The 24,912-nt window shown below is 66.6% G+C and carries 20 protein-coding genes; 11 read left to right on the forward strand and 9 right to left on the reverse strand.

Features of this window, described 5'->3' with window-relative positions:
• Positions 1-13: 13 nt before the first annotated feature.
• The 5 genes from ACFPPB_RS17560 (at position 14) to ACFPPB_RS17580 (ending at position 5,568) form a co-directional block, all read left to right on the forward strand.
• On the forward strand, positions 14-1,033 hold the full coding sequence (locus ACFPPB_RS17560) for an MraY family glycosyltransferase (protein WP_377329473.1): 1,020 nt from the start codon (positions 14-16) through the stop codon (positions 1,031-1,033).
• The gene (locus ACFPPB_RS17565) at positions 1,020-2,918 is read left to right on the forward strand and encodes a polysaccharide biosynthesis protein (RefSeq protein ID WP_377329475.1); all 1,899 of its coding nucleotides are present in this window, start codon (positions 1,020-1,022) and stop codon (positions 2,916-2,918) included. The genes ACFPPB_RS17560 and ACFPPB_RS17565 overlap by 14 nt, the downstream gene beginning before the upstream one ends.
• Entirely contained in the window at positions 2,915-3,799 is an 885-nt protein-coding gene (galU, locus tag ACFPPB_RS17570; RefSeq protein WP_377329477.1) for a UTP--glucose-1-phosphate uridylyltransferase GalU, read from the forward strand. Before ACFPPB_RS17565 ends, galU begins: the two co-directional genes overlap by 4 nt.
• A gap of 123 nt (positions 3,800-3,922) precedes the next feature.
• On the forward strand, positions 3,923-5,224 hold the full coding sequence (locus ACFPPB_RS17575; protein WP_377329479.1) for an NAD(P)/FAD-dependent oxidoreductase: 1,302 nt from the start codon (positions 3,923-3,925) through the stop codon (positions 5,222-5,224).
• A complete protein-coding gene (locus ACFPPB_RS17580) occupies positions 5,221-5,568 on the forward strand; it encodes a tRNA-binding protein (protein WP_377329481.1) in 348 nt (115 codons plus the stop codon). Before ACFPPB_RS17575 ends, ACFPPB_RS17580 begins: the two co-directional genes overlap by 4 nt.
• Positions 5,569-5,616: 48 nt before the next feature.
• Here ACFPPB_RS17580 and ACFPPB_RS17585 read toward each other — a convergent pair whose 3' ends face one another.
• The gene (locus tag ACFPPB_RS17585) at positions 5,617-6,891 is read right to left on the reverse strand and encodes an MFS transporter (RefSeq protein WP_377329483.1); all 1,275 of its coding nucleotides are present in this window, start codon (positions 6,889-6,891) and stop codon (positions 5,617-5,619) included.
• A 70-nt stretch (positions 6,892-6,961) separates the two neighbouring features.
• Between ACFPPB_RS17585 and ACFPPB_RS17590 the strand changes: the two genes are divergently transcribed.
• Positions 6,962-7,573 (forward strand): TetR/AcrR family transcriptional regulator, encoded by a 612-nt coding sequence (locus ACFPPB_RS17590; RefSeq protein WP_377329484.1) that lies wholly within the window; start codon positions 6,962-6,964, stop codon positions 7,571-7,573.
• A gap of 7 nt (positions 7,574-7,580) precedes the next feature.
• Here ACFPPB_RS17590 and ACFPPB_RS17595 read toward each other — a convergent pair whose 3' ends face one another.
• The 6 genes from ACFPPB_RS17595 to ACFPPB_RS17620 form a co-directional block, all read right to left on the reverse strand.
• On the reverse strand, positions 7,581-8,519 hold the full coding sequence (locus ACFPPB_RS17595; protein ID WP_377329486.1) for an MBL fold metallo-hydrolase: 939 nt from the start codon (positions 8,517-8,519) through the stop codon (positions 7,581-7,583).
• Positions 8,520-8,626: 107 nt separating this feature from the next.
• The gene (locus ACFPPB_RS17600) at positions 8,627-9,277 is read right to left on the reverse strand and encodes a DNA-3-methyladenine glycosylase family protein (RefSeq protein ID WP_377329488.1); all 651 of its coding nucleotides are present in this window, start codon (positions 9,275-9,277) and stop codon (positions 8,627-8,629) included.
• A 19-nt stretch (positions 9,278-9,296) separates the two neighbouring features.
• Positions 9,297-9,953 (reverse strand): DNA oxidative demethylase AlkB, encoded by a 657-nt coding sequence (gene alkB / locus ACFPPB_RS17605; RefSeq protein WP_377329490.1) that lies wholly within the window; start codon positions 9,951-9,953, stop codon positions 9,297-9,299.
• On the reverse strand, positions 9,950-10,696 hold the full coding sequence (locus ACFPPB_RS17610) for a 2OG-Fe(II) oxygenase (RefSeq protein WP_377329492.1): 747 nt from the start codon (positions 10,694-10,696) through the stop codon (positions 9,950-9,952). The genes alkB and ACFPPB_RS17610 overlap by 4 nt, the downstream gene beginning before the upstream one ends.
• A complete protein-coding gene (gene ada / locus ACFPPB_RS17615; RefSeq protein WP_377329494.1) occupies positions 10,693-11,772 on the reverse strand; it encodes a bifunctional DNA-binding transcriptional regulator/O6-methylguanine-DNA methyltransferase Ada in 1,080 nt (359 codons plus the stop codon). The genes ACFPPB_RS17610 and ada overlap by 4 nt, the downstream gene beginning before the upstream one ends.
• A gap of 85 nt (positions 11,773-11,857) precedes the next feature.
• Positions 11,858-12,856: an NAD(P)H-quinone oxidoreductase gene (locus tag ACFPPB_RS17620; RefSeq protein WP_377329510.1), complete on the reverse strand. Its 999-nt coding sequence runs from the start codon at positions 12,854-12,856 to the stop codon at positions 11,858-11,860.
• A gap of 266 nt (positions 12,857-13,122) precedes the next feature.
• Here ACFPPB_RS17620 and ACFPPB_RS17625 point away from each other — a divergent pair, with 266 nt between their 5' ends.
• The gene (locus ACFPPB_RS17625) at positions 13,123-15,546 is read left to right on the forward strand and encodes a GH92 family glycosyl hydrolase (RefSeq protein WP_377329496.1); all 2,424 of its coding nucleotides are present in this window, start codon (positions 13,123-13,125) and stop codon (positions 15,544-15,546) included.
• Here ACFPPB_RS17625 and ACFPPB_RS17630 read toward each other — a convergent pair.
• Together ACFPPB_RS17630 and ACFPPB_RS17635 are read right to left on the reverse strand one after the other, a co-directional pair.
• Positions 15,543-16,244 carry a pirin family protein gene (locus ACFPPB_RS17630; protein WP_377329498.1) on the reverse strand — a complete coding sequence of 234 codons (702 nt, stop codon included), beginning with the start codon at positions 16,242-16,244 and terminating at the stop codon, positions 15,543-15,545. The genes ACFPPB_RS17625 and ACFPPB_RS17630 overlap by 4 nt on opposite strands.
• Before the next feature lie 176 nt (positions 16,245-16,420).
• Positions 16,421-18,010 carry an SDR family NAD(P)-dependent oxidoreductase gene (locus ACFPPB_RS17635; RefSeq protein ID WP_377329500.1) on the reverse strand — a complete coding sequence of 530 codons (1,590 nt, stop codon included), beginning with the start codon at positions 18,008-18,010 and terminating at the stop codon, positions 16,421-16,423.
• Between the two features lie 347 nt (positions 18,011-18,357).
• Here ACFPPB_RS17635 and ACFPPB_RS17640 point away from each other — a divergent pair, with 347 nt between their 5' ends.
• The 4 genes from ACFPPB_RS17640 (at position 18,358) to ACFPPB_RS17655 (ending at position 24,635) form a co-directional block, all read left to right on the forward strand.
• A complete protein-coding gene (locus ACFPPB_RS17640) occupies positions 18,358-19,443 on the forward strand; it encodes a hypothetical protein (protein WP_377329502.1) in 1,086 nt (361 codons plus the stop codon).
• A 154-nt stretch (positions 19,444-19,597) separates the two neighbouring features.
• Positions 19,598-20,128, forward strand: coding sequence for an ECF-type sigma factor (locus ACFPPB_RS17645; RefSeq protein ID WP_377329504.1), 531 nt, complete (start codon positions 19,598-19,600; stop codon positions 20,126-20,128).
• 84 nt (positions 20,129-20,212) lie between these two features.
• The gene (locus ACFPPB_RS17650) at positions 20,213-23,029 is read left to right on the forward strand and encodes a serine/threonine-protein kinase (protein ID WP_377329506.1); all 2,817 of its coding nucleotides are present in this window, start codon (positions 20,213-20,215) and stop codon (positions 23,027-23,029) included.
• Between the two features lie 166 nt (positions 23,030-23,195).
• Entirely contained in the window at positions 23,196-24,635 is a 1,440-nt protein-coding gene (locus tag ACFPPB_RS17655) for a hypothetical protein (RefSeq protein ID WP_377329508.1), read from the forward strand.
• The last annotated feature ends 277 nt before the right edge of the window (positions 24,636-24,912 follow it).

Consider the following 24,912-nt stretch of genomic DNA (forward strand, 5'->3'; position numbering starts at 1 on the left):
GACGGGCTTAGCTATGTATACGGCCATGGGATGGTTGCTGGCCAGCTTGCTGATCACGTTGCTGCTGGCGCGTGGCGCGATCGGTTACGCCTATCGCCGCGGCATGCTCGATCATCCGGGGCAGCGTCGCTCGCACAGTCTGCCTACTCCACGCGGCGGCGGCATCGGCATCGTCGTGGCGATGCTGATCTGTCTGCCCGGCGCGTTGCGCGGCCTCGCGGCTGCATGGCCGCCCGGTCTGGTTGCCGGCCTGCTCGTCGCATTGTCGGTGGTGGCGCTGGTTGGCTGGTGGGACGATCATCGCGCGCTGCCGGTATGGCCGCGGCTGGGTGCACAGGTGCTGGCTGCCGGAGTGTTTTCGATCACCTTGCTGATGACCGGCTTGTCATGGTGGTGGCTGCCGCTGCTGCTGATCGGCGGTATATGGAGCGTCAACCTGCATAACTTCATGGATGGCATCGACGGGTTGCTGGCGCAGCAGGCGATCTTCGTCGGCGGCGGCCTGGCGTCGCTGGCGTGGGCCGCGGCACAGCCCGCGCTGGCGCTTGCCGCGGCCAGCCTGGCGACAGCCGCGCTGGGCTTCTGGTATTACAACCGGCCGCCGGCACGGATTTTCATGGGTGACGTCGGCAGCGGCAGCGTGGGTCTGCTGATCTTCGCGTTCAGCGCGATGCTCTGGCGGCAGAACCACGCCTTGCTGTGGCCGGCCATGATCCTGTCATCGGCGTTCGTGGCGGATGCCAGCCTCACCTTGCTGACGCGGATTTGGCGCGGACGGCGCTGGTACACTGCGCATCGCGAACATCTTTATCAGTGGCTGGTACGTCGTGGCGGAACACATGCACAGGCGGATGCCGTTTATCTGGGCTGGAATCTGCTGATCGCGGCGCCCTCTGCCTGGTTGGCCTGGAGTCATCTGCAAATGGCGCTGCCGATTACCATCATTGTCTATCTGGGTGCAGCCATCACCTGGCTGATGCTGAAACGCCGTTTGCGGCGCCACTTGCCCAAGGTCACCCATGCTGCTGCGTAAACTGGTCGGTTTCATTCATCCGCGCATCGCGGTCGTGCTGCACGACCTGGCGATGGCGGCGCTGGCGTGGTGGATCGCCAAACTGCTGCGGTATGCCTTGAAGCCGGACGAGATCGTCAGCTTCCACATGCTTGAAATTCCGATCGTGCTGCTGGTGCAGGGGCTGATTTTCCGCTGGACCGGCCTGTACCGCAGTGTCTGGCGCTTCGCCAGCCTGCCGGATCTGTGGAACATCCTGCGTGCGGCGGTGACCGGTGCGGTGGCGATCTATGTCGCGCTGTTCCTGTACAACCGGCTCGACAGTGTACCGCGCTCGGTGCTGCTGCTTTACCCGATCCTGCTCGCGGTGATGCTTGGCACTCCGCGATTGCTGTACCGGTACTGGAAGGACAGCCGCAACGACCTGCTGCAGAACCAGACGATCAAGCGGGTCCTGATCGTGGGCGCGGACCGGGCCGGTGAAGTGCTTTCGCGCGACCTGCACCACGACAGCCGCTATTCGGTGGTCGGTTTCGTCGACGACAGGACCAGCCTGCGTGGCGCCAGCATCAATGGCCATCCGGTGCTGGGACGTTTCGACCAGTTGCCCGAGGTGGCGCGCGAGGCGGCGGTCGACATGCTGCTGATCGCGTTGCCGGGAGCGTCGACCGTCGAGATGCGGCGCGTGGTCTCGCTGTGCGACGAAACCGACCTGCCATACCGGACGGTGCCGCGGCTGGAAGACGTGGTCGCCGGCAGGGCGCAGTTCAACCAGATCAAGGAAGTGGCGATCGAGGATCTGCTGGGCCGCGACGCGGTGGAGCTGGACTGGACCGCGATCCGTGAAACCCTGACTGCGCGCCGCGTGCTGGTGACCGGCGGCGGCGGTTCGATCGGCTCGGAGTTGTGCCGGCAGGTCGCGCGGCTGGGCGCACAATCGCTCACCGTGATCGAGCAGAGCGAATACAACCTCTACCGTATTACCCAGGAACTTCGCGCGGATTTCCCCGAACTGATCCTCGACGGCATCCTGGCCAATTGCGGCGATCAGCCGGCGATGCAGCAGGCGTTCGAGAATGCCCGGCCGCAGGTAGTGTTCCATGCGGCGGCCTACAAGCATGTGCCCATGCTGCAGGGGCAACTGCGCGCAGCATTCAGCAACAACGTGCTGGGCACGCGCACGGTAGCCGATGCGGCACGCGCATTCGGGGTGGAGTGCTTCGTGCTGATCTCCACCGACAAGGCGGTCAACCCGACCAGCGTGATGGGCGCGTGCAAGCGCGTCGCCGAGATCTACTGCCAGAACCTCAACGCGCACGCCGACACCCATTACATGACGGTGCGTTTCGGCAACGTACTGGATTCGGCCGGATCGGTAGTGCCGCTGTTCCGCGAGCAGATCCACAACGGCGGGCCGGTCACCGTGACCCACCCGGAGATTTCGCGCTATTTCATGACGATTCCCGAGGCCTGCCAGCTGATCCTGCAGACCGCGAGCATCGGCAAGGGCGGCGAGATCTTCGCGCTCGACATGGGCGAGCCGGTGAAGATCCGCGATCTGGCCGAACAGATGATCCGCCTGGCCGGCAAGAAGCCGGGCAGTGAAATCCCGATCGTCTACACCGGCTTGCGAGCCGGCGAGAAACTGTTCGAGGAACTGTTCCACCCGCTGGAAAATTACAGTGCGACCGAGCATGCCAAGATTTTCCTGGCACAACATCGCGAGGTATCGTGGGAATTGCTGCAGGCGCTGTTGAACAAGGCTGCCGAAGCCGTCGCCGTTTTCGATGAAGAAGAACTTCGCCGCTGCGTGTCCAGCCTGCTGCCCTCGTTCCGCTGGAGCGAATCGGCACAACCGGACAACGTGGTGTCGATCCGCCGTGCCAATCCGGAGATCAATGAGTGAGCAAACCCCTGCGCAAAGTGGTATTTCCCGTCGCCGGGCTCGGTACGCGCTTTCTGCCGGCGACCAAGGTGGTCGCCAAGGAAATGCTGCCGGTCCTCGACAAGCCGCTGATTCAATATGCTGTCGACGAGGCGGTGGATGCCGGCGCCGATACGCTGATCTTCGTCACCAATCGCTACAAGCACGCGATTGCCGACTACTTCGACAAGGCCTACGAGCTGGAAGCGAAGCTGCAGGAAAAAGGCAAAGACGAATTGCTGGCGCTGGTGCAGGGCACCTTGCCGCGACATGTGCGGGCCATCTTCGTGACCCAGCCGGAAGCGCTCGGCCTCGGCCATGCCGTGTTGTGCGCCAGGCCCGTGGTCGGCGATGAACCGTTCGGCGTGGTGTTGCCCGACGACCTGATCTGGAACGGCCCGATAGGCAGCGGCAAGGGCGCGCTGCGGCAGATGGCCGAACTGGCCGAGGCGCAGCAGGCGGGCGTGATCGCCGTCGAAGAAGTGCCGCATAACGAGACCGACAAGTACGGCATCGTCGACACTACCCGGATCGACGAGCGAAGCGCCTTGATCCGCTACATGGTCGAAAAACCCAAGCCGGCCGACGCGCCGTCGAACCTGGCCGTGGTCGGCCGCTACGTGCTGCCCGGTCGCATCTTCCAACTGCTGGAACAGACCACGCCAGGCGCCGGCGGCGAAATCCAGCTCACCGACGCGATCGAGGCCTTGCTGATGGAGCAGGGCAAGGTGCTGGCCTATCGCTTCGAAGGCACCCGCTTCGATTGCGGCAACAAGGCCGGTCTGGTGCGCGCCACCATGCACATGGCGATGCAGGATCCCACGCTGGTGCCGACCGTGCGTGCGTTCCTCCAGCAGATCTGAACCCTCTCCACGCTGCACGCTGCACGCGGCCGCGGTGCTGCATGCAGCGTGCTTCCATCAAGATCCATGTTTGAGGAATATGCTTGCTGGACCCCGAGCCTCGGTGTGAGCTAGCGCCGCAGCATGAACTCGTCCTCGCCTTCGTCCTATTACCGCGCAACGGCTACGCCGTACACGCCCTACGTGCCGCATCTGGGCAATGCCCATGCGCGGGTCGTCATCATCGGCGGTGGCTTTGCAGGACTGAATACGGCGCTGGGCCTGGCAGAACGCGGCGTGCGCGACGTGGTGCTGCTGGAGCGCGAACAGATCGGCTTCGGCGCCTCCGGCCGCAATGGCGGTTTCGTGTTTGCCGGCTACTCGCTGGGCGAGCAATCGCTGCTCGATCAGCTGGGCGAGGCGCGTGCGCAAGCCTTGTTCAAGCTCACCACCGAAGCGGTGCAGCGCATCCGCCAGCGCATCGCCGATTACGCGATTCCCTGCGATGCAGTCGATCAAGGTGTGATCTGGGCCAACTGGTTTCGCGATCCGGGCGTGTTGCGCCACCGCCAGCAGCTTCTGGCCGAGCATTACGGCGTGCAGTGGCAATGGCTGCCCGAGGCGGAGCTGCGTGAACGCGTCCGCAGCGAGCGCTATCACGACGGTCTGTACGAGCGCGATGCGTTGCATCTGCACCCGCTGAACTACGCGATCGGTCTCGCTGCGACGGCAGCCGGGCAAGGTGTGCGCATCCATGAGAACAGCGGTGTCCGCAGGCTTACCCGCGAGGGTCTGCAGTGGCGCGTGCGCACCGCGCAGGGCGAACTGCTGGCCGATCAGGTGGTGCTGGCGTGCGGCGGTTACCTGGCCGGTCTGCAGAAGCCGATCGATCGCGCGATCCTGCCGATCGCCACCTATGTGATGGTGACCGAGCCACTGGGGCATCGGATGGACGATTGTCTGCACACCCGCGCGGCCGTCTACGACAGCCGTTTCGCATTCGATTACTACCGCGCGCTGCCGGACACGCGGCTGCTGTGGGGCGGCCGCATCTCGATCCGCAACCGTTCGCCGCAGGCGGTACGCCGGCTGCTGACGAAAGACCTGCTGCGGGTATTCCCGCAATTGCACGGCATCGAGATCGACTATGCGTGGTCGGGCCTGATGAGTTACGCACGCCACCAGATGCCCCAGATCGGCGGAGGACTCGGCGGCAACGACAACGGGCTCTGGTGGGCGCAGGCGTTCGGCGGGCATGGCCTGGCGCCGACCTGTGTCGCCGGCGAACTGCTGGCGGCAGCCATAGCCACCGGCGACGATCGCTGGAAGCAGTTTGCCGACTACGGTCTGAGCCGTACGCACCGGCCGTTCGGCTATCTTGGTGCGCAGACTGCCTACTGGTGGCAGCAAGGTCGCGACTGGTTGAAGACGAGGTTGGAAGGATGAACGAAGCGGATCGGGGCGAAATCAGCTGGGCCGATTTCGAGAAGGTGCGGATCGTTGCCGGCACGGTGATACGGTTGGAACCGTTTCCCGAAGCACGCAAGCCGGCGTGGAAAGTGTGGGTGGATTTCGGCCCGTATGGCGAGAAGAAGACCAGCGCGCAGATCGCTGCGCTGTATGGCCCCGAGCAACTCCTCGGCCGCCAGATCGTGGGCGTGATCAACTTCCCCGAAAAGCAGATCGGGCCATTTCGTTCGCAGTTCCTGCTGACCGGATTTCACACCGACGACGGCGTGGTGCTGACCGCAGTGGAGCGTCCGGTGCCCAACGGCACGCGACTGGCCTAGGCCGGACACTCTCCGCTGCAGACCCGGTGATGAGCGGCCCAGCCTGCGTCAGCCCACCGCCGCAACCGGCGCCGTCTGGGCCTGTCGCCGGATGGTCAGCGCGATGCCCGCCGCGACCAGTCCGGCGGTGCCGGCGACGACGAATGGTTCCAGATAGCTGCCGCCCTGGGTGCGCATGAAACCCGCGTAGAACGCCGCGCTGGCTGCACCGATCTGATGGCCGGCCGCCACCCAGCCGAACACCACCGGCGCATCGCGGTCGCCGAACGCTTCGCTGGCCAGGCGCAGGGTGGGCGGAACGGTGGCGATCCAGTCCAGGCCGTAGAACACGCCGAATAGCGACAGGCTGGAGAACGAAAAATCGGAGTAGGGCAGCCAGATCAAGGACAGTCCGCGCAGGCTGTAGTACATGAACAGCAGCTTGCGCGGGTCATAGCGGTCGGTGAGCCAGCCCGACAGCGTGGTGCCCACCAGGTCGAACAGGCCCATCATTGCCAGTACGCCGGCGGCGCGGACTTCGGGAATGCCATGGTCGCCGCACATCGCGATGAAGTGCGTACCGATCAGTCCGTTGGTGGTGAAGCCGCAGATGAAGAAGGTGGCGAACAGCAGCCAGAAAGTCCGCTGCCGCGACGCGGTGACCAGTGTGCCAAGCGCGATCGCGAGCAGGTTGCGCCGCGGCGGTTCGATCGTCTCCTCGCCGGTCGCGCCATAGGGGCGAAGACCGATGTCGGCCGGGCGCTCAGGCAGCAGCCACCAGGCGAGCGGGATCAACAGCGCGCAACCGGCTGCCACCGTCCACACCACCGGCCGCCAGCCACCGTGTTCGGCCAGCGCCGCCAGGATCGGCAGGAAGGCCAGCGTGCCGGTGGCGGTGCTCGCGGTGAGCAAGCCCATCATCAGGCCCCGATGCGTGACGAACCAGCGGTTGACTACGGTGGCACCCAGCACGATGGCCACGCAGCCGGAGCCGATGCCGGAGAAGATTCCCCACGTCACCAGCAGATGCCACGGTTCGCTCATCCACGCGCTGGCGGAGATCGATATCGCCATCAGGGCCAGCGCGCCGATCAGCGTGCGGCGGATGCCCATTGCCTGCATCAGCGCGGCGGCGAACGGCCCCACCAGGCCGTACAGGAAGATTCCCATCGCCGCCGAAAGCGAGATAGTGTCGCGACTCCAGCCGAAGGCCTGGCCCAGCGGCAGGATCAGCACGCCCGGTGCGGTGCGGACGCCGGCGGCGGCAAGCAGGGCGAGAAAGATCACGCCGGCGACGACGAAGGCGTACTTCTGGCCGAAGGGGCGACTGCGCTGTATAGTCATGTTACCGCTCGGTACGGAATTGGGCGAATCATACGTACCGATCGGTAACATCGTCAACCCTGCCCAGGCCATGTCCACGAAACGTCCTGTCAAGCCCGCCGATTCCGCAGCCGCCGGCGCCAAGCCGCGCGCTGCCGAGCGCATTCGCAGCACGGCGCGCGAGCTGTTCTACCGCGAAGGCATCCGCGCCATCGGCGTGGAGGAAATCGTGAGCCGCGCCGGCGTGACCAAGCCCAGTCTCTATCGCAGCTATGCATCCAAGGACGAGCTTGCCGCGGAGTACCTGCGCGACTACGAGGGAGAATTCTGGAAGCGCTTCGAGGCGGGTGCCGAAACGCATCCGGACGATCCGCGCACCCAGTTGCTGGCGTACTTTCGCGGGCTCGCCGAGCGTGCCGTGCGTCCGGGTTATCGTGGCTGCGGACTGACCAACGCGGTGGTGGAATACCCGGGCGACGAGCACCCGGCCCGCAAGGTATCGCAAACCCACAAACGCAAGCTGCGCGCGCGCCTGGTCGAGATGTCCCGGGCCATGGGCGCGAAGTCGCCCGTAACGTTGGCCGATGGGTTGTTGTTGTTGCTCGAAGGCACCTACGCTTCGGGCCAGCTGTTCGGCAGGGACGGGCCGGCCCGCTCGCTGGTCGCCGTCGCCGAGCAGTTGATCGACTCTTCCACGCGTTGAATCATGTTCATTGCGCGCGGCGTTGCGCGTTGTCCAGCCACACGGCGAGACCTTGCGCATTGAGTTCGATGTCCATGCCGAGCAGCCGGGAGAGCGCTTCGCGACCCTGTCTCCAGCCGTGTGCTTCGGCGCGTCCCGCGTAGAGGTCGGTCAGCGATTCGGTAAGCGCCGCGTGTCGATCCGGTTGGCTGTGCGCAGCGTGCGCCAGCGTCACCATCGCGTCGATCTGCTGGTGCAGGTCGGCCGCCAGTTTCGCTACATTCTCCACACGGTCGTAGTGGGTGAGGTACATCGCCTCGGGCCGCAACGCGACCAGCCGGTCGATCGATGCGTGCAGAGCGTCCGGATCGAATTGCACTGGCGAAGTGGTAGGCAGGATGAACGGGCCGTTGTCCGTATCGAATTCGCGGTAGGAAAGGCCGAACACGTCGCCGGTGAAGCAGACGTTGGCGCGTGCGTCGTGGATGGCGATGTGATGCTTGGCGTGGCCGGGCGTATCGATGCAGCGCAGGGGGCGCCCAGCCAGATCGATCACATGGCCGTCGCCCGCCTCGACCACACGTTCGGCGGGTATCGGGCGCAGACGCCCATACTCGCGTTCCATCACCGCCTCGCCATACACGGCGCTGGCACCGGCCCACAGCGCCGACGGGTCGATCATGTGCCGGGCGCCACGGGGGTGCACGACCAGCTTCGCGTCCGGCAGCTGCGCGATCAGCTCGCCGGCGCCGCCGGCATGATCCAGATGGACGTGGGTGAGGATCAGCCAGTCCACCTCGGCCGCAGTGATTCCGGCCTCGCCCAGCGCGGCCAGCATGCGTGGGACCGAGAAGTTGGTACCGCAGTCGATGAACGCGCCGCGTCCGTTCTCGACGATCAGATACGCCGCGTCGAACTGCGGCCGTACGAAGCCGGTGTCGATGGTGTGGATGCCTTGGGTGGTCATGCGCGTCTCGCGGTGGGTCGATCCGGCGAGGGTAGCAAGCCGTCGCGAAATCGGCACTTGCACCTCGGTTGAACCACGGTCGCCGGAAGGGCGTGCCATGCGGATGCCTACGCAGTTTTCGCCTTCGCCCTGGCCGGTCGCGGCAGGCGCCACAGGTACCATGCGGCGGCGGTGCGATGCGGACTCCAGGCCTGGCCGATCAGCGCCATCGACTTCGGCGTGGGCGCCACGGCTAGCGATTTCAGCAGCCGATAGCCCTCGCGCACGCCGAAATCGTCCACCGGCAGGATGTCGGGCCGGGCCAGACTGTAGATCAGGAACATCTCTACCGTCCAGCGGCCGATGCCTTTCAGTGCGCTCAATCGGGCGATCAGTTCGTCGTCCGATAGCCGTTGTGCCGTCGCAAGATCCGGCACCACACCGCTCAGCGTGGCGGCGGCGATGCCGCGGATCGTCTCGATCTTGCGCGCCGAGAAACCGCAGGTGCGCATGGCATCGAAGCCGGTATCGAGCAATTGCGCCGGCGACGGAAACAGCTGCGGCGGATACAGCGCCAGCAAGCGCGCGAGGATCGCGTCGCCCGCCTTGACGTGCAACTGCTGATAGGCCACCGCACGCACCAGCGCCTCGAACGGTTCCCGCGCCGGTTTCGGCTCGTGCCCGCAGGGGCCGAGCTGCGCTACCAGGCGCGACCAGTCGGCGTCGATCGATGCCAGGTACGTCGATGCGTCGACGGGCACCGGCTTGCGGCTTTTCATGGCGATGGGAATTTCCTTGCTAACCGGCACGGCGAAACGTCAGGTTGATGCGGCAGTCGCCCAGCACATCATGATGGTTCGGCTTGAGTGGCAGCACGCCGTGATAGCGCAGCCGCGCCGGGCCGCCCCATGCGACCACGTCACCGTGGGCCAGCGGAATGCGTGTCGCGCGGTCCGTGCGCTGCATGCCGCCGAACAGGAACACGGCCGGAATACCCAGCGAGACGGAAACGATGGGCTGGCTGAGGTCGCGCTCGTTGCGGTCCTGATGCAAGGTCAACCGGGTGCCCGGTTCGTAACGGTTGATCAGGCAGGCATCCGGTACGAAACCGGAAAAGCCGGCTCGCGCGGCGGCGGCTCCGGCCAGTTCCCGGAAGACATCCGGCATGGCGGGCCACGGCTTGCCGCTGTCCGGATCGACAGCATCGTAGCGATAGCCGCGCCGGTCGCTGACCCAGCCCAGCGGTCCGGCGTTGGTCATCCCTACCGACATGCGGAAACCACCCGGTGTGATCAGGTGGCGGAAGGGTGCCTGCGCCGCGATCGTCTCGATCGCCCGCAGCAGCGGTTTTTCGTTCGTCAGCGCAAATCCGCGCAGTACCACGGCGCCGGCGCAGAGTGTTTCGTCATGGCGCGAGGGATTGGGCGCGGCGGGGAAAAGATCGGTCGTGATCATGCGGCGTCGTGAAAGATGATGCCCAGCGTATGCCGATACCCGTTGCGCACGCGGCTCACGCCATGCCGCAGGTTGACCCGGTAGCTGCCCCGCGTGCCCTGCACCGGACGCCGGTGCACCGCGAACACCACGGCATCGCCCTGGCGCAGCGGTACCACCTGCGGGCGCGACTGCATGCGCGGGCGCTGTTCGGTCAGCACGAATTCGCCGCCGCTGAAATCGCGCTCCGGTTCGGACAGCAGGATCGCGACCTGCAGCGGAAACACATGCTCGCCATAGAGATCCTGATGCAGACAGTTGTAGTCGCCTGCCCCGTATTGCAGCAGCAGCGGGGTGGGGCGTTGCTGTCCGGCGGAGTGGCAGCGCGCGAGAAATTCGGCATGCGTGTCGGGGTAGCTCACGTCGATCCCCATCGCCGCATTCCAGCGGTTCGCGATCGGCACCAGCCGGGGATAGATCGCGCTACGCAGGCTTGCCACCGTGTCCGGCAAGGGATAGCCGAAGTATTTGTATTCGCCGCGTCCGAAGCCATGCCGACCCATCACGACGCGGCTGCGGAAGAGCCTGTCGCGCCCATAGAGACCGGCCAGTGCGCGGCATTCGTGCGGGGACAGCAGGGCTTCGAGCATCGCGCAGCCCTGGGCGTCCAGATCGTCCGCAAGGCCGGCCCAGTCGAAGACCCGCAGCCGCGTATCGGCGTCATCCGTCGTAGTGATGGACACCTCGCGCAGCTGCGCACTCATGCCTGCGCCTCGCGGGCGAGCAGGGCACGCTTGCGTTCCACGCCCCAGCGATAGCCGGACAGGCTGCCGTCGTTGCGCACCACGCGATGGCATGGAATCGCCACCGCCAGCATGTTCGCGGCGCAGGCGCCGGCGACTGCGCGCACGGCGTTGGGTGAACCGACGCGCCGGGCGATCTCGCTGTAGCTGGCGGTGACGCCCGCCGGTATGTCGCGCAGCGCCTGCCAAACGCGCTGCTGGAATGCGGTGCCGCGCACGTCCAGCGGCAGGTCGAGGCCGATCGCCGGCGCTTCGACGAAACCGACTACCGCGGATACCAACTGCTCGAACGCACTATCGCCGCCGATCAGTTTCGCCCTGGGAAAGCGATCCTGCAGGTCGCGGGCCAGCGCATCTGGATCGTCCCCGAACAGGATTGCGCAGACGCCGCGGTCGCTCTGTGCGACCAGAATCGCGCCCAGCGAGCATTCGCCGATCGCGAAGCGGATGTCGTGGTCGGCGCCGCCGGCGCGATAGCTGGACGGCGTCATGCCGAGCACCTGGTTCGAGGTCTCGTAGAAACGGCTGCTGGCGTTGTAGCCGGCGTCGAAGATCGCTTCGGTCACGCTGCCGCCGCGATCCAGTTTGCTGCGTACCCGGCTGGCGCGACGCGCCGCGGCGTACTGCTTCGGCGTCAATCCGGTGACGGACTTGAACACGCGGTGGAAGTGGAACGGACTCAAGCCGGTCGGTTTCGCCAGTTGCTCGAGGGTCGGCGGCGTCTCCGCGCTTTCTATCAGCCGGCAGGCTTCGGTGATCATCGCGGCATGCTGTGCCGGCAATGACGGCTGATCCGGCTTGCAGCGCCTGCACGGACGGAAGCCGGCGCGCTCCGCCGCTGCGGCGGTATCGTGGAACGCCACGTTTTCGGGGCGGGCCGGGCGGGCTCCGCAGGACGGACGGCAGTACACGCCGGTGGTCCTGACCGAATAGAAGAAGCTGCCGTCGGCGCGCGCATCGCGCAACTGCACCGCAGCCCAGCGCGGATCGGCCTGAGTCGTGGCGGCGAGTGCGGCATGTTTGTCGGACGTTTTCATGGGTTCTCTCCGGTAGATTATCGCCTGCTGTCCAATCTACGGATCGGCGGCAGCTGCGGCACTCCGGGTCTTGCGCTCGAATTCGTCACCATTGCAGCAAGAGCTTGCCGATATGTGCGCTGCTTTCCATCAGCGCGTGTGCGCGGGCCGCTTCGGCGGCGGGAAACACCTGATGGACGATCGGCCGGATCGTGCCGGCGTCGAGCAGCGGCCAGACCTTTTCATGCAGCTGGACGGCAATCGCGCCCTTGAAGCCGACATCGCGGCCGCGCAGTGTAGAGCCGGTAAGGGTAAGCCGCCGGCGCATGATGGCGGCGACGTCGATCTCGGCCCTGCTGCCACCCAGCGTGGCAATGAAGACCAGCCGGCCGCCTTCGGCCAGTGCGTCGATTTCGCGCGGGATGTAGTCGCCAGCGACCATGTCGAGAATCACGTCCACCCCACGTCCATCCGTATGGCGATGTACTTCGTGCACGAAGTCCTGCTTGCGGTAGTTGATCGCCACCGCGCCCAGCCCTTCGCAGGCCGTGCACTTCTCCGCACTGCCGGCGGTGGCGAATACGCGATGGCCGAACGCGTGCGCCAGCTGGATCGCAGTGACGCCGATGCCGCTGGAGCCGCCCTGCACCAGCAGTGTTTCGTGGCTGCCCCCTTCGCCGCGGCCGAGCCGGCCCCGATCGAACACATTGCTCCACACGGTGAAGTAATTCTCCGGCAGCGCCGCCGCCTCGACCGGCGAAAGACCACGGGGCACCGGCAGGCATTGCGCCAGCGGCGCCACTGCGTATTCCGCGTAGCCACCGCCTGCGAGCAGGGCGCACACGGCATTGCCGCGCCCGAGGCCGAACGGGTTGTCGCCGCCGAAGTCGCCATCCACCAGCTCGCCGGCCACTTCCAGGCCGGGCAGATCGGACGCGCCCGGCGGCGGCGCGTAATGGCCCTGGCGCTGAAACACGTCCGGCCGGTTCACGCCGGATGCCGTCACCTTGATCAGCACCTCGCCCGGCCCGGTCTGCGGGATCGGGCGTCGCGCCAGCCGCAGGACGTCCGGGGTGCCGAAGCGGGTGATCTCGATGGCTTGCATGGTGGTCATGACGGGTTCGCGTGGCGAACGTGGGGAATCTCTACTAGACACTGGCGCCGCCACGCGGGATATCAAGTGTGTATGGCACGGTCTGGAAGACTCGGCACGTGCGGTGAGTCGGATTTACCAGGCGCCCGATCGCGTATATCTTCGAAGATCCGCTTCGAAGATCCGCTTCGAGGAGTCGCTGCCTTGGTAAATCCGCAACGACACCAGGCCTCCATGGCCAAAAGTTCGCCATCCCGACACGTACCGGAGAACGCAATATGGTGACACGCAGACGTTTCCTGCAGGGCGCAGCCGCATTGAGCCTGCTCGGCAGCCGACTCGAACCGCTGGCGGCGTTCGCGACGTCCCGCCGCGGCGACGCGATGTCGCCGACGCCCGCGTCCGATGGTGTCGCGCGGCACGTCGACGTATTCATCGGTACCGGCGGCCATGGCCACGTCTATCCCGGCGCCTCGTTGCCGTTCGGCATGGTGCAGTTGAGCCCGGATACCAACGACGCCGGCTGGGACGCCTGCTCGGGGTATCACCAGGGCGACGGCTCGATCATGGGCTTCTCGCACACGCACCTGAGCGGCACCGGTGCCAGCGACATGCTCGATGTGCTGGTGATGCCGACGCAGGGGCCGGTGCTGCTGCGGCCAGGCGCTCGCGGCCTGCCGAATAAGAACTACCATTCGCGCCACGACGGCGCCGCCGCCGGAGCCGGTCTTTCCGCCGACAGCGTGGCCCACCCCGGGCCTGGCTATCGCTCGCGCTACGACCACGAGCAGGCGCAGCCGGGTTACTACCAGGTGCATCTGAAGGATCACGACATCCACGCCGAGCTGACCGCGACACTGCGCGCGGGACTGCATCGCTACACGTTCCATGGCAAGGGCAGCGGCCATTTGCTGATCGATCTCGCGCACGGTTTCCACGACGATGCCGCCGTCCCATGCAAGGTCAGCGATGCACGATTGAAGCTGGTCGGCAACGACACCCTGGTCGGAGAGCGCCGCGTGCACCAGTGGGCCGGCGGCCGGCACATCTATTTCGCGATGAAGCTGTCGCGCCCCATCACGCAGGCCACGCTGTATGTCGAGGATGCCCCGCTGCCTGCAGGTACTGGCGAGGCGCATGGCACTCACCTGAAAGCAGCGCTGCATATCGACAACGTCGCCAGCGCGCCGCTGTTGGTCAAGGTCGGCATTTCCGGAGTCGATGTCGATGGCGCGCTGCGCAATCTCGACGCGGAAATTGCCGGCTGGGATTTCGATCACGTGCGCCGCGCCGCTGCCGCGTCATGGGAGCGCGAGCTCGGACGTATCCGCATCGACACGGCGTCCGAGGACGTGCGGCGCATCTTCTACACCTCGCTGTATCACACCATGCTGGCGCCGACCCTGTTCAGCGACGTCGACGGCCGCTATCGCGGCATGGACCTGGCCGTGCACCAGCTGCCGCAGGGCGCGCACAATTACAGCACCTACTCGCTGTGGGACACCTACCGGGCGCAGCATCCGCTGCTCACGCTGTACCAGCCCGAGCGCGTGCCGGACCTGGTCAACGGGCTGGTGCGGATGGCCGGCGAGAGCCCGGACGGCCCGCCGGTGTGGCCGCTGCAAGGTGTGGAGACCGGCTGCATGATCGGCTACCACTCCGCCGTGGTGCTGGCCGAAGCGCACGCGAAAGGCTTCGCCGGAATCGACTACGAAAGAGCCTGGCCGCTGTTCCGCAAGCGCGCGATGGACGACGACTACCGCGGCCTTCCGTACTACCGCAAGCTCGGCTACATCCCCAGCGACAAGGAGGGCGAGGCGGTCAGCAAGACGCTCGAATACGCGTACGACGACTGGGCCGTCGCGCACCTGGCCGACGCGGCCGGCGCGCATGCCGACGCCACCCGGCTGCGTCACCGCTCGCGCAATTACCAGCACGTGTTCGACCGCAAGCTGAGCTTCGTGCGGCCGCGCGCCAGCGACGGGCGCTGGCTGGAACCGTTCGATCCGCGCGGCATGGGCCATGCCTCGAAATGGCGCGATTTCACCGAGTCGAACGCGTGGCAGGCCACCTTCCTCAACCAGCACGACCTGTACGAATACATGAAACTGTTCGGCGGCGAGCGCGCTTTCGAACGCAAGCTGGATACGCTGTTCAGCACCAGCTCGGCGCTGCCGGCCGACGCGCCGCCGGACATCGCCGGCATGGTCGGCCAGTACGCGCACGGCAACGAACCCAGCCATCACGTGGCCTACCTGTATGCATACACCGGTTCGCACCACAAGACCCAGGCGCGGGTGCGTTCGCTGCTGCAAACGATGTATGAGGCGCAGCCGGACGGACTCGCCGGCAACGAGGATTGCGGTCAGATGAGCGCCTGGTACGTGATCAGCGCGCTGGGCCTGTACGCGGTCGATCCGGTCAGCGCGAACTACGTGTTCGGCAGCCCGCTGGTCGACCGCGCCGAGATCGAGCTGGCCGCGGGCGGCAAGCTGACCGTGCTGGCCCCGGGCAACGGTCCGGACAGCCCGTACATCCAGTCGGTCAGCTGGAACGACCAGCCGTGGAGCCGCAGCTGGATCAGCCACGCCGAACTGGCCGCAGGCGGAACGTTGGTGTTCCAGATGGGCCGTTCGCCGAACACCAAGTTCGGCGCGGCTGCGGCGGATCGGCCGCCGTCGTTCGGCAAGGCCTCCGCCTAGGGCGCCGTATCGACCAGCACCAGTTCCGCGTCCTCGATAGCGGTGATGCGAAATACGGCCTCGTCGCGGATCGCCGCGCCGTCGCGGGCGTCCAGCTTCACGCCGTTGAGCTCGACTGCGCCGGTGGCCGGCACCAGGTACGCGTAGCGGCCGTCGCCCAACGCGTAGTCGACGATGTCGCCGGCCTTCAGCGAGGCACCGAGCACGCGGGCGTCGGTGCGCAGAGGCAGGGCTTCGGTGTCTTCCTTGAAACCGCTGGCCAGCGTCACGAAGCGGCCCGAACGCTCGCCCTTCGGAAATGGCCGGGCGCCCCACGACGGCGGGCGGCCGTTCTCGTCGGGGATGATCCAGATCTGGAAAATGCGCGTAGTGACGGACTCCACGTTGTATTCGGAGTGGGTGATCCCGCTGCCGGCGCTCATCACCTGCACGTCGCCGGCTTCGGTGCGGCCCTCGTTGCCGAGGCTGTCGCGATGGGTGATCGCCCCATCGCGCACGTAGGTGATGATCTCCATGTTGGCGTGCGGGTGGGGCGGAAAGCCGGTCTGCGGCGCAATGGTGTCGTCGTTCCAGACGCGCAGCGCACCCCAGCCCATGCGGCCGGAATCGTTGTAGCCGGCGAACGAGAAATGATGTTTGGCCTTGAGCCAGCCATGGTCGGCTCCGCCCAGGCTGTCGAAGGGTCTGCGTTCAATCATGGTGATTCTCCGGATGCGATGGGCGCCCTCTGGCGCATGCCAGGCAACATAAGGCCAAGCGCACCCACTTGAAATACTCTTTCGAGGAACGGTCTGTCGCCGAATCGGCGAGAGGTGCCTGCCAACCATGCGGCCAGCGCCGAACGTTTTGAATCTGCGGTGGAAGGCGCTCCGCCCTACCAGTCCGTCGGGCGATAGTCCTTCAGGAACTGTCCCCACACATGCTCGCCGGTGTTGATGCCGCTGATGATGGGGTCGACGATGCGGGCGGCGCCGTCGACGATGTCCAGCGGCGGGTGGAAGCGTTCCTCCAGCACCTTCTTCGCGGCCAGTTCGGCGGGATCCTCGTCGGTCACCCAGCCGGTGTCGACGCTGTTCATGTGGATGCCGTCGTTGTGGTAATCGGTGGCCGAGGTGCGCGTCATCATGTTGAGCGCCGCCTTGGCCATGTTGGTGTGGGGGTGGCGGGTGGTCTTGAAGCTGCGATAGAACTGGCCCTCCATCGCCGACACATTGACGATGTGCTTGTCGCGGTCGGGCGTGCGCAGCATCAGCGGCTTCAGCCGCGCATTGATGATGAACGGCGCTATCGCGTTGACCAGTTGCACCTCTAGCAATTCCACCGACGGCACCTCGGCCATCAGCAGCCGCCAGGAATTGCGCTGGCGCAGGTCGATCTGCTGCAGGTCCTGATCGAGCCGGCCCTCGGGGAACAGGTGGCTCTGCGCCAGCAACTCCTCCGGCAGCAGCGGCAGCTGCGACAGTTCGGCGGCGCGGGTCAGCCCGGGGATACTCGAGCCGCGATTCGCCAGCGCGATCGCGGAGGTGTCGGCTTCGGGCAGGATGTGCGAACTGCGCAATCCCTCGTAATGGCCGACCAGCTTGCGTACGTGCTCCGGCATGTCGTGCAGCGCGGCCGTCTCGCCTTCCATCATGTGCGCGTAGAAGTCCGGCGGCCGCCGCACGGTCTGGCAGGCGTTGTTGATGATGAAGTCCAGCCGCGGCCGGGTAGCGGCCAGCTCCTGGCAGAACGCTTCCACACTGGGCGTATGGCGCAGGTCGAGCCCGTACACTTGCAGCCGGTGACCCCATTCGGCGAAGTCCGGCTCCTCGGCGTAGCGTGCGGCCGAATCGCGCGGGAAACGCGTGGTCACGATGAGTTCGGCGCCGGCACGCAGCAGCTTCAGGCCGGCCTGGTAGCCGATTTTCACGCGGCCGCCGGTCAGCAGCGCCACACGGCCGCGCAGGTCGACCAGCTCGGTGCGCTTGGCATAGTTGAACGCGGCGCAGCTCGGACACAGCTGGTCGTAGAAGAAGTGGATGGCCGAGTATTTCTGCTTGCACACATAGCAATGCCTCGGCTCGACCGATTCGCGTGGCTGCGCGGCGTCGGCATCCGGGGCGATGTCGTGCGGCTCGAAGCCCTGCGGTGCAAACACGTTCGGCGTGGTGAACACCGGCTTGCGGCGCAGTGCGCGGATGCCGGTCCGGTTGAGCACGTTGTCCTCGGCCTGGATCTTCGACGCATGCCGCGCTTTCTCGGCCGCCTTCAGCTGGATCCGACGGGCGACCGGATCGGGGTGATAGGTCTTCGCCACCGCCTGGTGCAGGCGTTGGCGGTCATCCGCCGGCAGCCGGTCCAGCAGTTGCCGATCGGCCGCCACCGATTCCAGCAGTTCCGCGGCGGCGCGCAGACGCTCAAGCAGGGCCGTATCCGTGTCATCCGGCGGAGGTGTGGTGACCGTCGTGATCGTCAAGAGTGTCATCCGTCGTCGAGTGGGGTGGCGCACAGGGGCGCCTTCGTTACGGGCAGCGGGGCGGGATCGCCGGCCGCCAACCGCATATTTTGCCTGTTCCGGTCGGATTTCGGGGGAAACGGGTCATGCGGCCCGGAGCCGCGGCAGCCATATCGTCGCATCCGCCGCAACCGCGGGGTGCCGATACTGCGGGCCACCGCACACTTCGATGGCATGGCTCATGCAAAAGTGGCGGCGTGGCTGTCCAGGCGGGACGGCATGAATATTCCCGGAGGGACATGGCGCCAGCGGAGTTGCGCGCCATGACCACCCACAGCGGCGAAGGTTGTTTCGTGAGTGTGCAAGTAGCAATTGCTGTGAATGTGCAAACGGCCGTACCGGCCCCGTCTGTCGTTGTTTCGACCGCGGCCATCGACCTCATGCTGGGGGATCTGCCCACCGCGCATCGTGCTCCACCGATCGGGCGCCGGATTGCCGGGCAGGGCTGCCATGGCGCGAGAAAGTTTTCCGGCACGGGATGCTCCACCGCAGTTGCGCGCGCGCCCCGCATCCGCTTTGTCTACTTCCCGACGACCGACGGCAACGATCGCTGGACGGCCTGTCATCAGCATCTGGTCACGGCCGAAGTGCTGCTCGATCGCGTGCTGGCCGCCCATGCGGCCGGGCTTCGCCCGATGGTTCCGGCACTCGACCATGCCGCCGAGGCGCGTGCGATGGTGCGGCCGCCGCGCGGGCTGTTCCATGCCGCCACGCTGGAGTACCGCCGCTGGTATCACGCGGACGGCACCGCGCGCGCGCAACCGCTGACCCAGGAAGCTCTCGCCGCACAGTTGACTGCCACCGAAGGCCTGTCGATGGAGGAGGCGCGGCATCGCGCCGCCCGTCGCTCGCATGCGCTGCCGGCTGCCGATCAGGAGTGGCTCATCGATCGACGCCACACCCCGCTGCAGCAGCGTCCGCTCAATCAGGCCGAGTTCCACATCCTGGTCAACGCCATCGATGGCGTCTGGCACGCTTGCGCCGGTGCATCGCATGGCGAGCACGCGAATCGCCAGATCGCATTGCGCGTCGCGGCGATGCTGGGCAGCCTGCTGGACGAATACGTTGCCTCGCCTTTCACGGTCGACGCCCTGGCGCAGGCCTTCACCGAATGCCATCTCGGTCATTTGCGCCAGACCATCGAGAATTCGCGCCAGGCGGAGTCCGCCTCGGGCGTCCTGCTGACCGGGCCCAAGGCATGGTTCGCCGCCAAGGCCGCGCGCATGCGGGCCGAACACCAGATCGGGCTGGCCATGTCGCCGAAGGTATTCCCCGAACTGAACCTGACCGTGCGCCCCGTGATCGCCGTCGTGGGCGGCCGGCTGCGCACATTCGTGCACGGCTGGCGGCGTGGCGACTCAAGTGTCGCAGCGGCTGCACCGGTGTTCACCGCGTTCGGCTGAACGCCGGTCACGGGAATCAGCGGGCGCTGCGATAGCTTCCGCTCCGAAGTCGGCGAACCTTGTCGCCGCAGTTTTCCTCGGCAGCACTCCGACATGCCGACAGCAGCGTACCATGCAGCGGTGGATGCATGCATCTGCATGGAGGGGTTCCGCTATGCCCGATACCCGGCAGGTGCCCACCGTCGAGTCGACGGATGCGCTGTTTATCGCGGTCTACGCGCGTCTCAAGGCGATGGCTGCGCGGCAACTGGCCTGTCGCCGCAACGCCACCCTGGACACCACCGAGCTGGTGCACGAGTTGTACCTGCGCATGGGTCAGCGGCAGTCGCTGCAGTTCGAGCATCCGGCCCAGTTTTTCAGCTACGCCGCGCGCGCCATGCGCCACCTGCTGATCAATCGCGCGCGCGATCGCCTGCGCCTTTGCGCTGGCGGGCAGTGGATGCGGGTCACGCTGGACGATCGCGATCTGAAACTCGCGCTCGACACCGCCGAGCAGGCACTGGCGCTGGATGCCGCGCTGGATGCGCTTGAGCAGACCGATGCGCGTGCCGCCCAGGTGGTCGAGCTGCGTTTTTTTGCCGGGCTCAGCCTGGAGCAGGTCGGTGAAACCCTCGGACTGGCCCGGCGCACCATCGACCGCGACTGGCGTTTTGCCCGCGCGTACATCAAGGCACGCATGGAATAAAACGTGGTGCCTTGCCGGGGCAAGGTCGCAGTTGGCGCGCAGTTGGGGTTTATCGAAGGCAGGGCATCGCGGGGAGAGTCTGTCGTGGGATCCACACCGTCACTGCGCGACCTGTTCGAGGAAGCACTCACGCTGCCCGCAGCGGCGCGCGCGCGCCTGCTGGCCGAGCGCTGCCCGGATCCGGTGCGGCGCGCCGAGATCGAACGCCTGCTGGCTGCCGATGCTGTCGAAGGCGAGTTGCTGTCGACCGGCGATGCCGTCAACGCCGCGCGCGTCATCGGCGATACCAGCGTCGTCGAAGCGCTGCCTGCCGGCAGCCACATCGGTCCGTTCGAACTGGTCGAGGTGCTCGGCGAGGGCGGTTCGTCGACGGTGTTCCGCGCGTTTCGCGATGCCGAGAGCGTGCGCCAGGAAGTCGCCATCAAGCTGCTCGCGCGTGGTCTGTACACCGCCGATGCGCAGCGCCAGTTCCGGCGCGAACGCGAGGCGCTGGCGCGGTTGCGCCATCCGGGCATCGCGCGCCTGATCGAGGGTGGGATCACCGATAGCGGCCATGCCTATATAGCGCTGGAGCTGGTCGATGGCTTGCCCATCACGCGCTACGCGAGCGAGCACGGCCTGGATCTGCGCCAGCGGCTGGTACTGTTCCTGATGGTCTGCCGTGCGGTCGAGACGGCGCACCGCGCACTGATCGTGCATCGCGATCTGAAGCCGTCCAACGTGCTGGTCACCGCCGGCGGCCACGTCAAGCTGCTCGACTTCGGCATCGCCAAACTGCTCGACGAGGACGCGACCGATGCCATCCGCACCCAGCATCGCGCACTCACCCCGGCCTATGCAGCGCCGGAGCAGTTCGCGCAGCAGCCGATCACCACCGCCACCGATGTGTATGCGCTGGGCATCCTGCTGGACGAGCTGATCACCGGCTGCCGACGCGCCGCCGGCGATACCGGCACGCCATCGTCGCGCATCACCCCGCCGTCCATCGCCACTGCTTATGGCTCGGCGCAGGCGCTGGCATCGGTGGCCTCGATACGGCGCAAGCTGCGCGGCGACCTCGACAACATCGTGCTGAAAGCCACCGCCACCGAACCGGAGCGTCGCTACGCCTCGGCCGGTGCCCTGGCCGAAGACATCGAGCGTCATCTGGACCGGCAGCCGGTGCAGGCGCACCCGCCATCGCGCTGGTATCGCACCAGCAAGTTCATCGACCGCCATCGCGGCGGCGTGGCCACCGCCGCGGTGTTCGTGCTGGCCATCCTGGTCTCCCTGTCGGTCGCCCTCTGGCAGGCTCACGTCGCGCGACAACAGGCTGCCCGCGCCAACATGGTGCGGGCTTTCGTCGAGAGCCTGTTCGCACCGATCCGTTACGGCGTCGCCGCATCGAAACAACCCAGCCTGGACGAACTGCTGGCGCGTGGCGTGGCGAAACTCGACACCTCGCCGCAGATGGACGATGGCGGTCGCGTGGATCTGCTGGCGATGTTCTCGCGCCTGTACGAGAACCTCGGCGACGCCGCGCAATCGCGCAAGCTGGCGAACCAGGCCGTCGCCTTGTCCGAACGGGCGCTGGCACCGTCCGACATCGAGGCGATCCGCGCGCTCACCGCGCGCGGCTACGCCGAGGTGCGCACGGAGGACTTTGCGGCCGGTGGCGCCGACCTGCGCCTGGCGCACCAACGCATGCTCGCGCAGGGGATCCACGGCGAAGCGCTGATCGACCTGCTCGGTCCGCTGGGCGCGGTCGAGAACAGCGAAGGGCATGGCGAAATCGCCCTGGGGCTCGCTCGCGAAGCACTGGCCGAGCGGATCGCCACCTGGGGGGTGGACGATCCGCGGGTCGGCATCGGCTACAACGATGTCGCCTCCGCGCTGGAAGGGCTGGAACGCTACGACGAGGCAATCGGGATGTGGCGCAAGACCTGGCAGTTCGAACTCGCGCACTTCGGCCCGTCCAGCAACGAATCCACCCTGGCGCTGGCCGGCTGGGCCTCGTCCGCGTTTCGCGCCGGCCACTGGAGACTGGCGCACGAGTTGTTTGCGCAGGCGCTGGCGATGTATGCGCGCAACGGCAGCCGGCCACAACTAACCCAGGTGTATGCCGCACAGAAGACCTGTGTGCTGGAAGGGCTGCGGGCGGATCGCGCCAGCGCGCAGGCACATTGCGGGCAGGCGCAGGCCTGGTCCGCCGGCGGCTTCGGTGCGGATACTGCGTTGCACGGCGATTCGCTGGAAGCCACCGCGTTCGGTGACGTGGAAGCCGGCGATCTCGCTGGTGCACGGAAACGGTTCGAAGCAGCGCGCGAGTTGTACGGCAGCGATCCGGCCAACCGCATGCGGATCGGCCGCGTGGACAGCGAGCTGGCGGGGATCGACTTGCTGGAAGGCCAGCCCGCGCTGGCGCGCGCGCTGCTGCCGGATGCCATCGCCGGCCTGCGCACGCGCCAGTACCAGATGCCGCCGCTGATCGCCGAGGCGCGCCTGCTGCTGGCCTGCAGCCAATCCGCCGGCCCGCAATGTCCAGGCGCTCTCTCGGCAACGGTCGATCGCGACCTCGCCGCGATCGCGTCCCGCGGCGACCCGCAACTGCTGTGGGTGCACACGCTGCTGGCGCAGGTCGAGCTGGAGCATGGCGAACTGGGCCGGGCGAAAGTGCGGCTGGCGGCGGCGATCCAGCGCGCCAGCCATGAATTGCAACCGGCGCATCCGCGCCGGCTCGCGGCGCAGCTGTGGCTTGCCGTCGCCGCGGCGCGCGGCGGCGACTGCGCCTACGCCGCCACGCAAACAAGCGCCGCACGCGCGATCATCGAAGCCGGCGATCTCGCTTCCCATCCCGAACTGGCCGGCGCCAGTGCGCTGCTGCGCCGGCCCATTGCATCCTGCCACGCTCTGCTGAACTGACCCTCGCGCATCGCCTCATGGCAAACCAGGCGCTCGCCTCCGGCCTGTGGGCGCCGCGGCGCGGCGCGTGTCGCACTTTGCCCACCGGCAGTGTTCTCCGTCATGCCACGACCGTATCGGCCGGGCAGGGCCTGAGGAACGCTCATCCAGCCATGGGGCAACCGTCATGTTTGATCACCGTTTACGAGTCACCACACGCCAGCGACTGGCAGCCACCCTCGTGGCCTTGCTGTTGGCGGGTGCCGGCGCCACGCACGCACAGCAGGCCGGTCGCCAGCCCTCGCATGCCAACCCGTTGACCACCGCCGACCCGTCCGGTTGGCTGCAAACCAGCACGTCCAGCGGCCGTATCGACAGCGACAACCCGTTCTTCCAGAGCTTCGGCAGCAACGGTCGTTCGTGCGACTCTTGCCACCGTCAGGCGCAAGGCTGGTCAGTCTCGCCTGACGAACTGCGCCAGCGTTTTGCCAGGACCAACGGCACCGATCCGATCTTCGCCCTGGTCGACGGCGCGGTCTCGCCGCTGGCGGATGTCTCCAGTGTCTACGCGCGGCGCAATGCCTACGCCATGCTGCTCAGCCGCGGCTTGATACGCGTGGGCATGCCGTTGCCGGCGAATGCCGAATTCCGCCTGACCAAGGTGGATGATCCCTACGGCTACGCCAGCGCACGCGAGCTGTCGCTGTTCCGCCGCCCACTGCCTTCCACCAACCTGATCTGGCTTACCGCCGTAATGTGGGACGGTCGCGAGACCGCGGCGCCGTTCAAGCCGCCGATGGATGCCGGCATCAATCACGAAGACCTGCTCGAAAGCCTCGCTACGCAGGCACGCGACGCCATCGTCGGCCATGAACAGGCCAGCGCCGCACCCAGCGCCGCCATCATCGACCGGATCGTCGACTTCGAATTGCATTTGTTCACCGCCCAGCTCGCCGACCAGGATGCCGGCCGGCTCAACGGCGACGATGGCATGGGTGGCGCCAACATCCTGGCCCAGCAACGTTTCTGGATCGGCATCAATGACACCCTCGGCAACGATCCCACCGGCGAGTCGTTCGATGAAAAATCCATGCGCCTGTTCGATGACTGGAATGATCCCAATGCGCAGTTCAGCCGCGATGTCCGCGGCCGCGCGCGTGCCGCCATCGCCCGCGGCGAGCAGTTGTTCAACACCCTGCCGATCGCCATCAGTGGCGTGGGCGGGCTCAACGACGCGACCGGCCTGCCGGTCATCCACGGCACCTGCACCACCTGTCACAACTCGCCCAATATCGGCAACCACTCGGTAGCCTTGCCGATCAACATCGGCGTCGCCGACGCCAGCCGACGCACTCCGGACATGCCGCTGTACACGCTGACCAACCACAGCACCGGCCAAACGGTGCAGACCACCGATCCCGGCCTGGCACTGCGGACCGGCAAGTGGGCCGACATCGGCAAGTTCAAGGGCCCGATCCTGCGCGGCCTGGCCGCACGCGCGCCGTACTTCCACAACGGCTCGGCGGCAACGCTGGGCGACGTGGTCGACTTCTACAACACCCGCTTCAACATCAACATCACCGCGCAGCAGAAACACGATCTGGTGGCGTTTCTGTCGGCGTTGTAAGTGTGGTTGATGATCAAGGCCCGGATGCCGTGCCTCGATCCTCCGCCATGCCAGTTCAGTGCGGAAACCGCTGACCTCGTTGACGACGCGGGCGGCGGCTTCCACGCCGCTTCAATCCATCAGATCGTGCTATCCGGATGGGAATCTGTCCTCACAGCGCCAGGGCGAACTTGACCATGACCTGGCCCGACCGGTAGCTGTGGTTGAACTGGTAATCGTAAGCGCTTTCGAGTGACCACCTGGTGCTGCTGGCGATGAGAAGGCCGGCGCCCAGGTC

Source organism: Rhodanobacter terrae (assembly GCF_042657005.1).
Lineage (GTDB): Bacteria > Pseudomonadota > Gammaproteobacteria > Xanthomonadales > Rhodanobacteraceae > Rhodanobacter > Rhodanobacter terrae.

Excerpts from the sequence above, each read along its gene's own strand:
- ACFPPB_RS17645 (WP_377329504.1), top strand. The coding sequence starts at position 19,598 with ATGCCCGATACCCGGCAGGTGCCCACCGTCGAGTCGACGGATGCGCTG.
- ACFPPB_RS17610 (WP_377329492.1), bottom strand. The coding sequence starts at position 10,696 with ATGAGTGCGCAGCTGCGCGAGGTGTCCATCACTACGACGGATGACGCC.
- ACFPPB_RS17560 (WP_377329473.1), top strand. The coding sequence starts at position 14 with ATGTATACGGCCATGGGATGGTTGCTGGCCAGCTTGCTGATCACGTTG.
- alkB (WP_377329490.1), bottom strand. The coding sequence starts at position 9,953 with ATGATCACGACCGATCTTTTCCCCGCCGCGCCCAATCCCTCGCGCCAT.
- ACFPPB_RS17580 (WP_377329481.1), top strand. The coding sequence starts at position 5,221 with ATGAACGAAGCGGATCGGGGCGAAATCAGCTGGGCCGATTTCGAGAAG.
- ACFPPB_RS17630 (WP_377329498.1), bottom strand. The coding sequence starts at position 16,244 with ATGATTGAACGCAGACCCTTCGACAGCCTGGGCGGAGCCGACCATGGC.
- ACFPPB_RS17585 (WP_377329483.1), bottom strand. The coding sequence starts at position 6,891 with ATGACTATACAGCGCAGTCGCCCCTTCGGCCAGAAGTACGCCTTCGTC.
- ada (WP_377329494.1), bottom strand. The coding sequence starts at position 11,772 with ATGAAAACGTCCGACAAACATGCCGCACTCGCCGCCACGACTCAGGCC.
- ACFPPB_RS17575 (WP_377329479.1), top strand. The coding sequence starts at position 3,923 with ATGAACTCGTCCTCGCCTTCGTCCTATTACCGCGCAACGGCTACGCCG.
- ACFPPB_RS17600 (WP_377329488.1), bottom strand. The coding sequence starts at position 9,277 with ATGAAAAGCCGCAAGCCGGTGCCCGTCGACGCATCGACGTACCTGGCA.
- ACFPPB_RS17590 (WP_377329484.1), top strand. The coding sequence starts at position 6,962 with ATGTCCACGAAACGTCCTGTCAAGCCCGCCGATTCCGCAGCCGCCGGC.
- ACFPPB_RS17655 (WP_377329508.1), top strand. The coding sequence starts at position 23,196 with ATGTTTGATCACCGTTTACGAGTCACCACACGCCAGCGACTGGCAGCC.
- ACFPPB_RS17620 (WP_377329510.1), bottom strand. The coding sequence starts at position 12,856 with ATGCAAGCCATCGAGATCACCCGCTTCGGCACCCCGGACGTCCTGCGG.
- ACFPPB_RS17635 (WP_377329500.1), bottom strand. The coding sequence starts at position 18,010 with ATGACACTCTTGACGATCACGACGGTCACCACACCTCCGCCGGATGAC.
- ACFPPB_RS17625 (WP_377329496.1), top strand. The coding sequence starts at position 13,123 with ATGGTGACACGCAGACGTTTCCTGCAGGGCGCAGCCGCATTGAGCCTG.
- ACFPPB_RS17595 (WP_377329486.1), bottom strand. The coding sequence starts at position 8,519 with ATGACCACCCAAGGCATCCACACCATCGACACCGGCTTCGTACGGCCG.
- ACFPPB_RS17565 (WP_377329475.1), top strand. The coding sequence starts at position 1,020 with ATGCTGCTGCGTAAACTGGTCGGTTTCATTCATCCGCGCATCGCGGTC.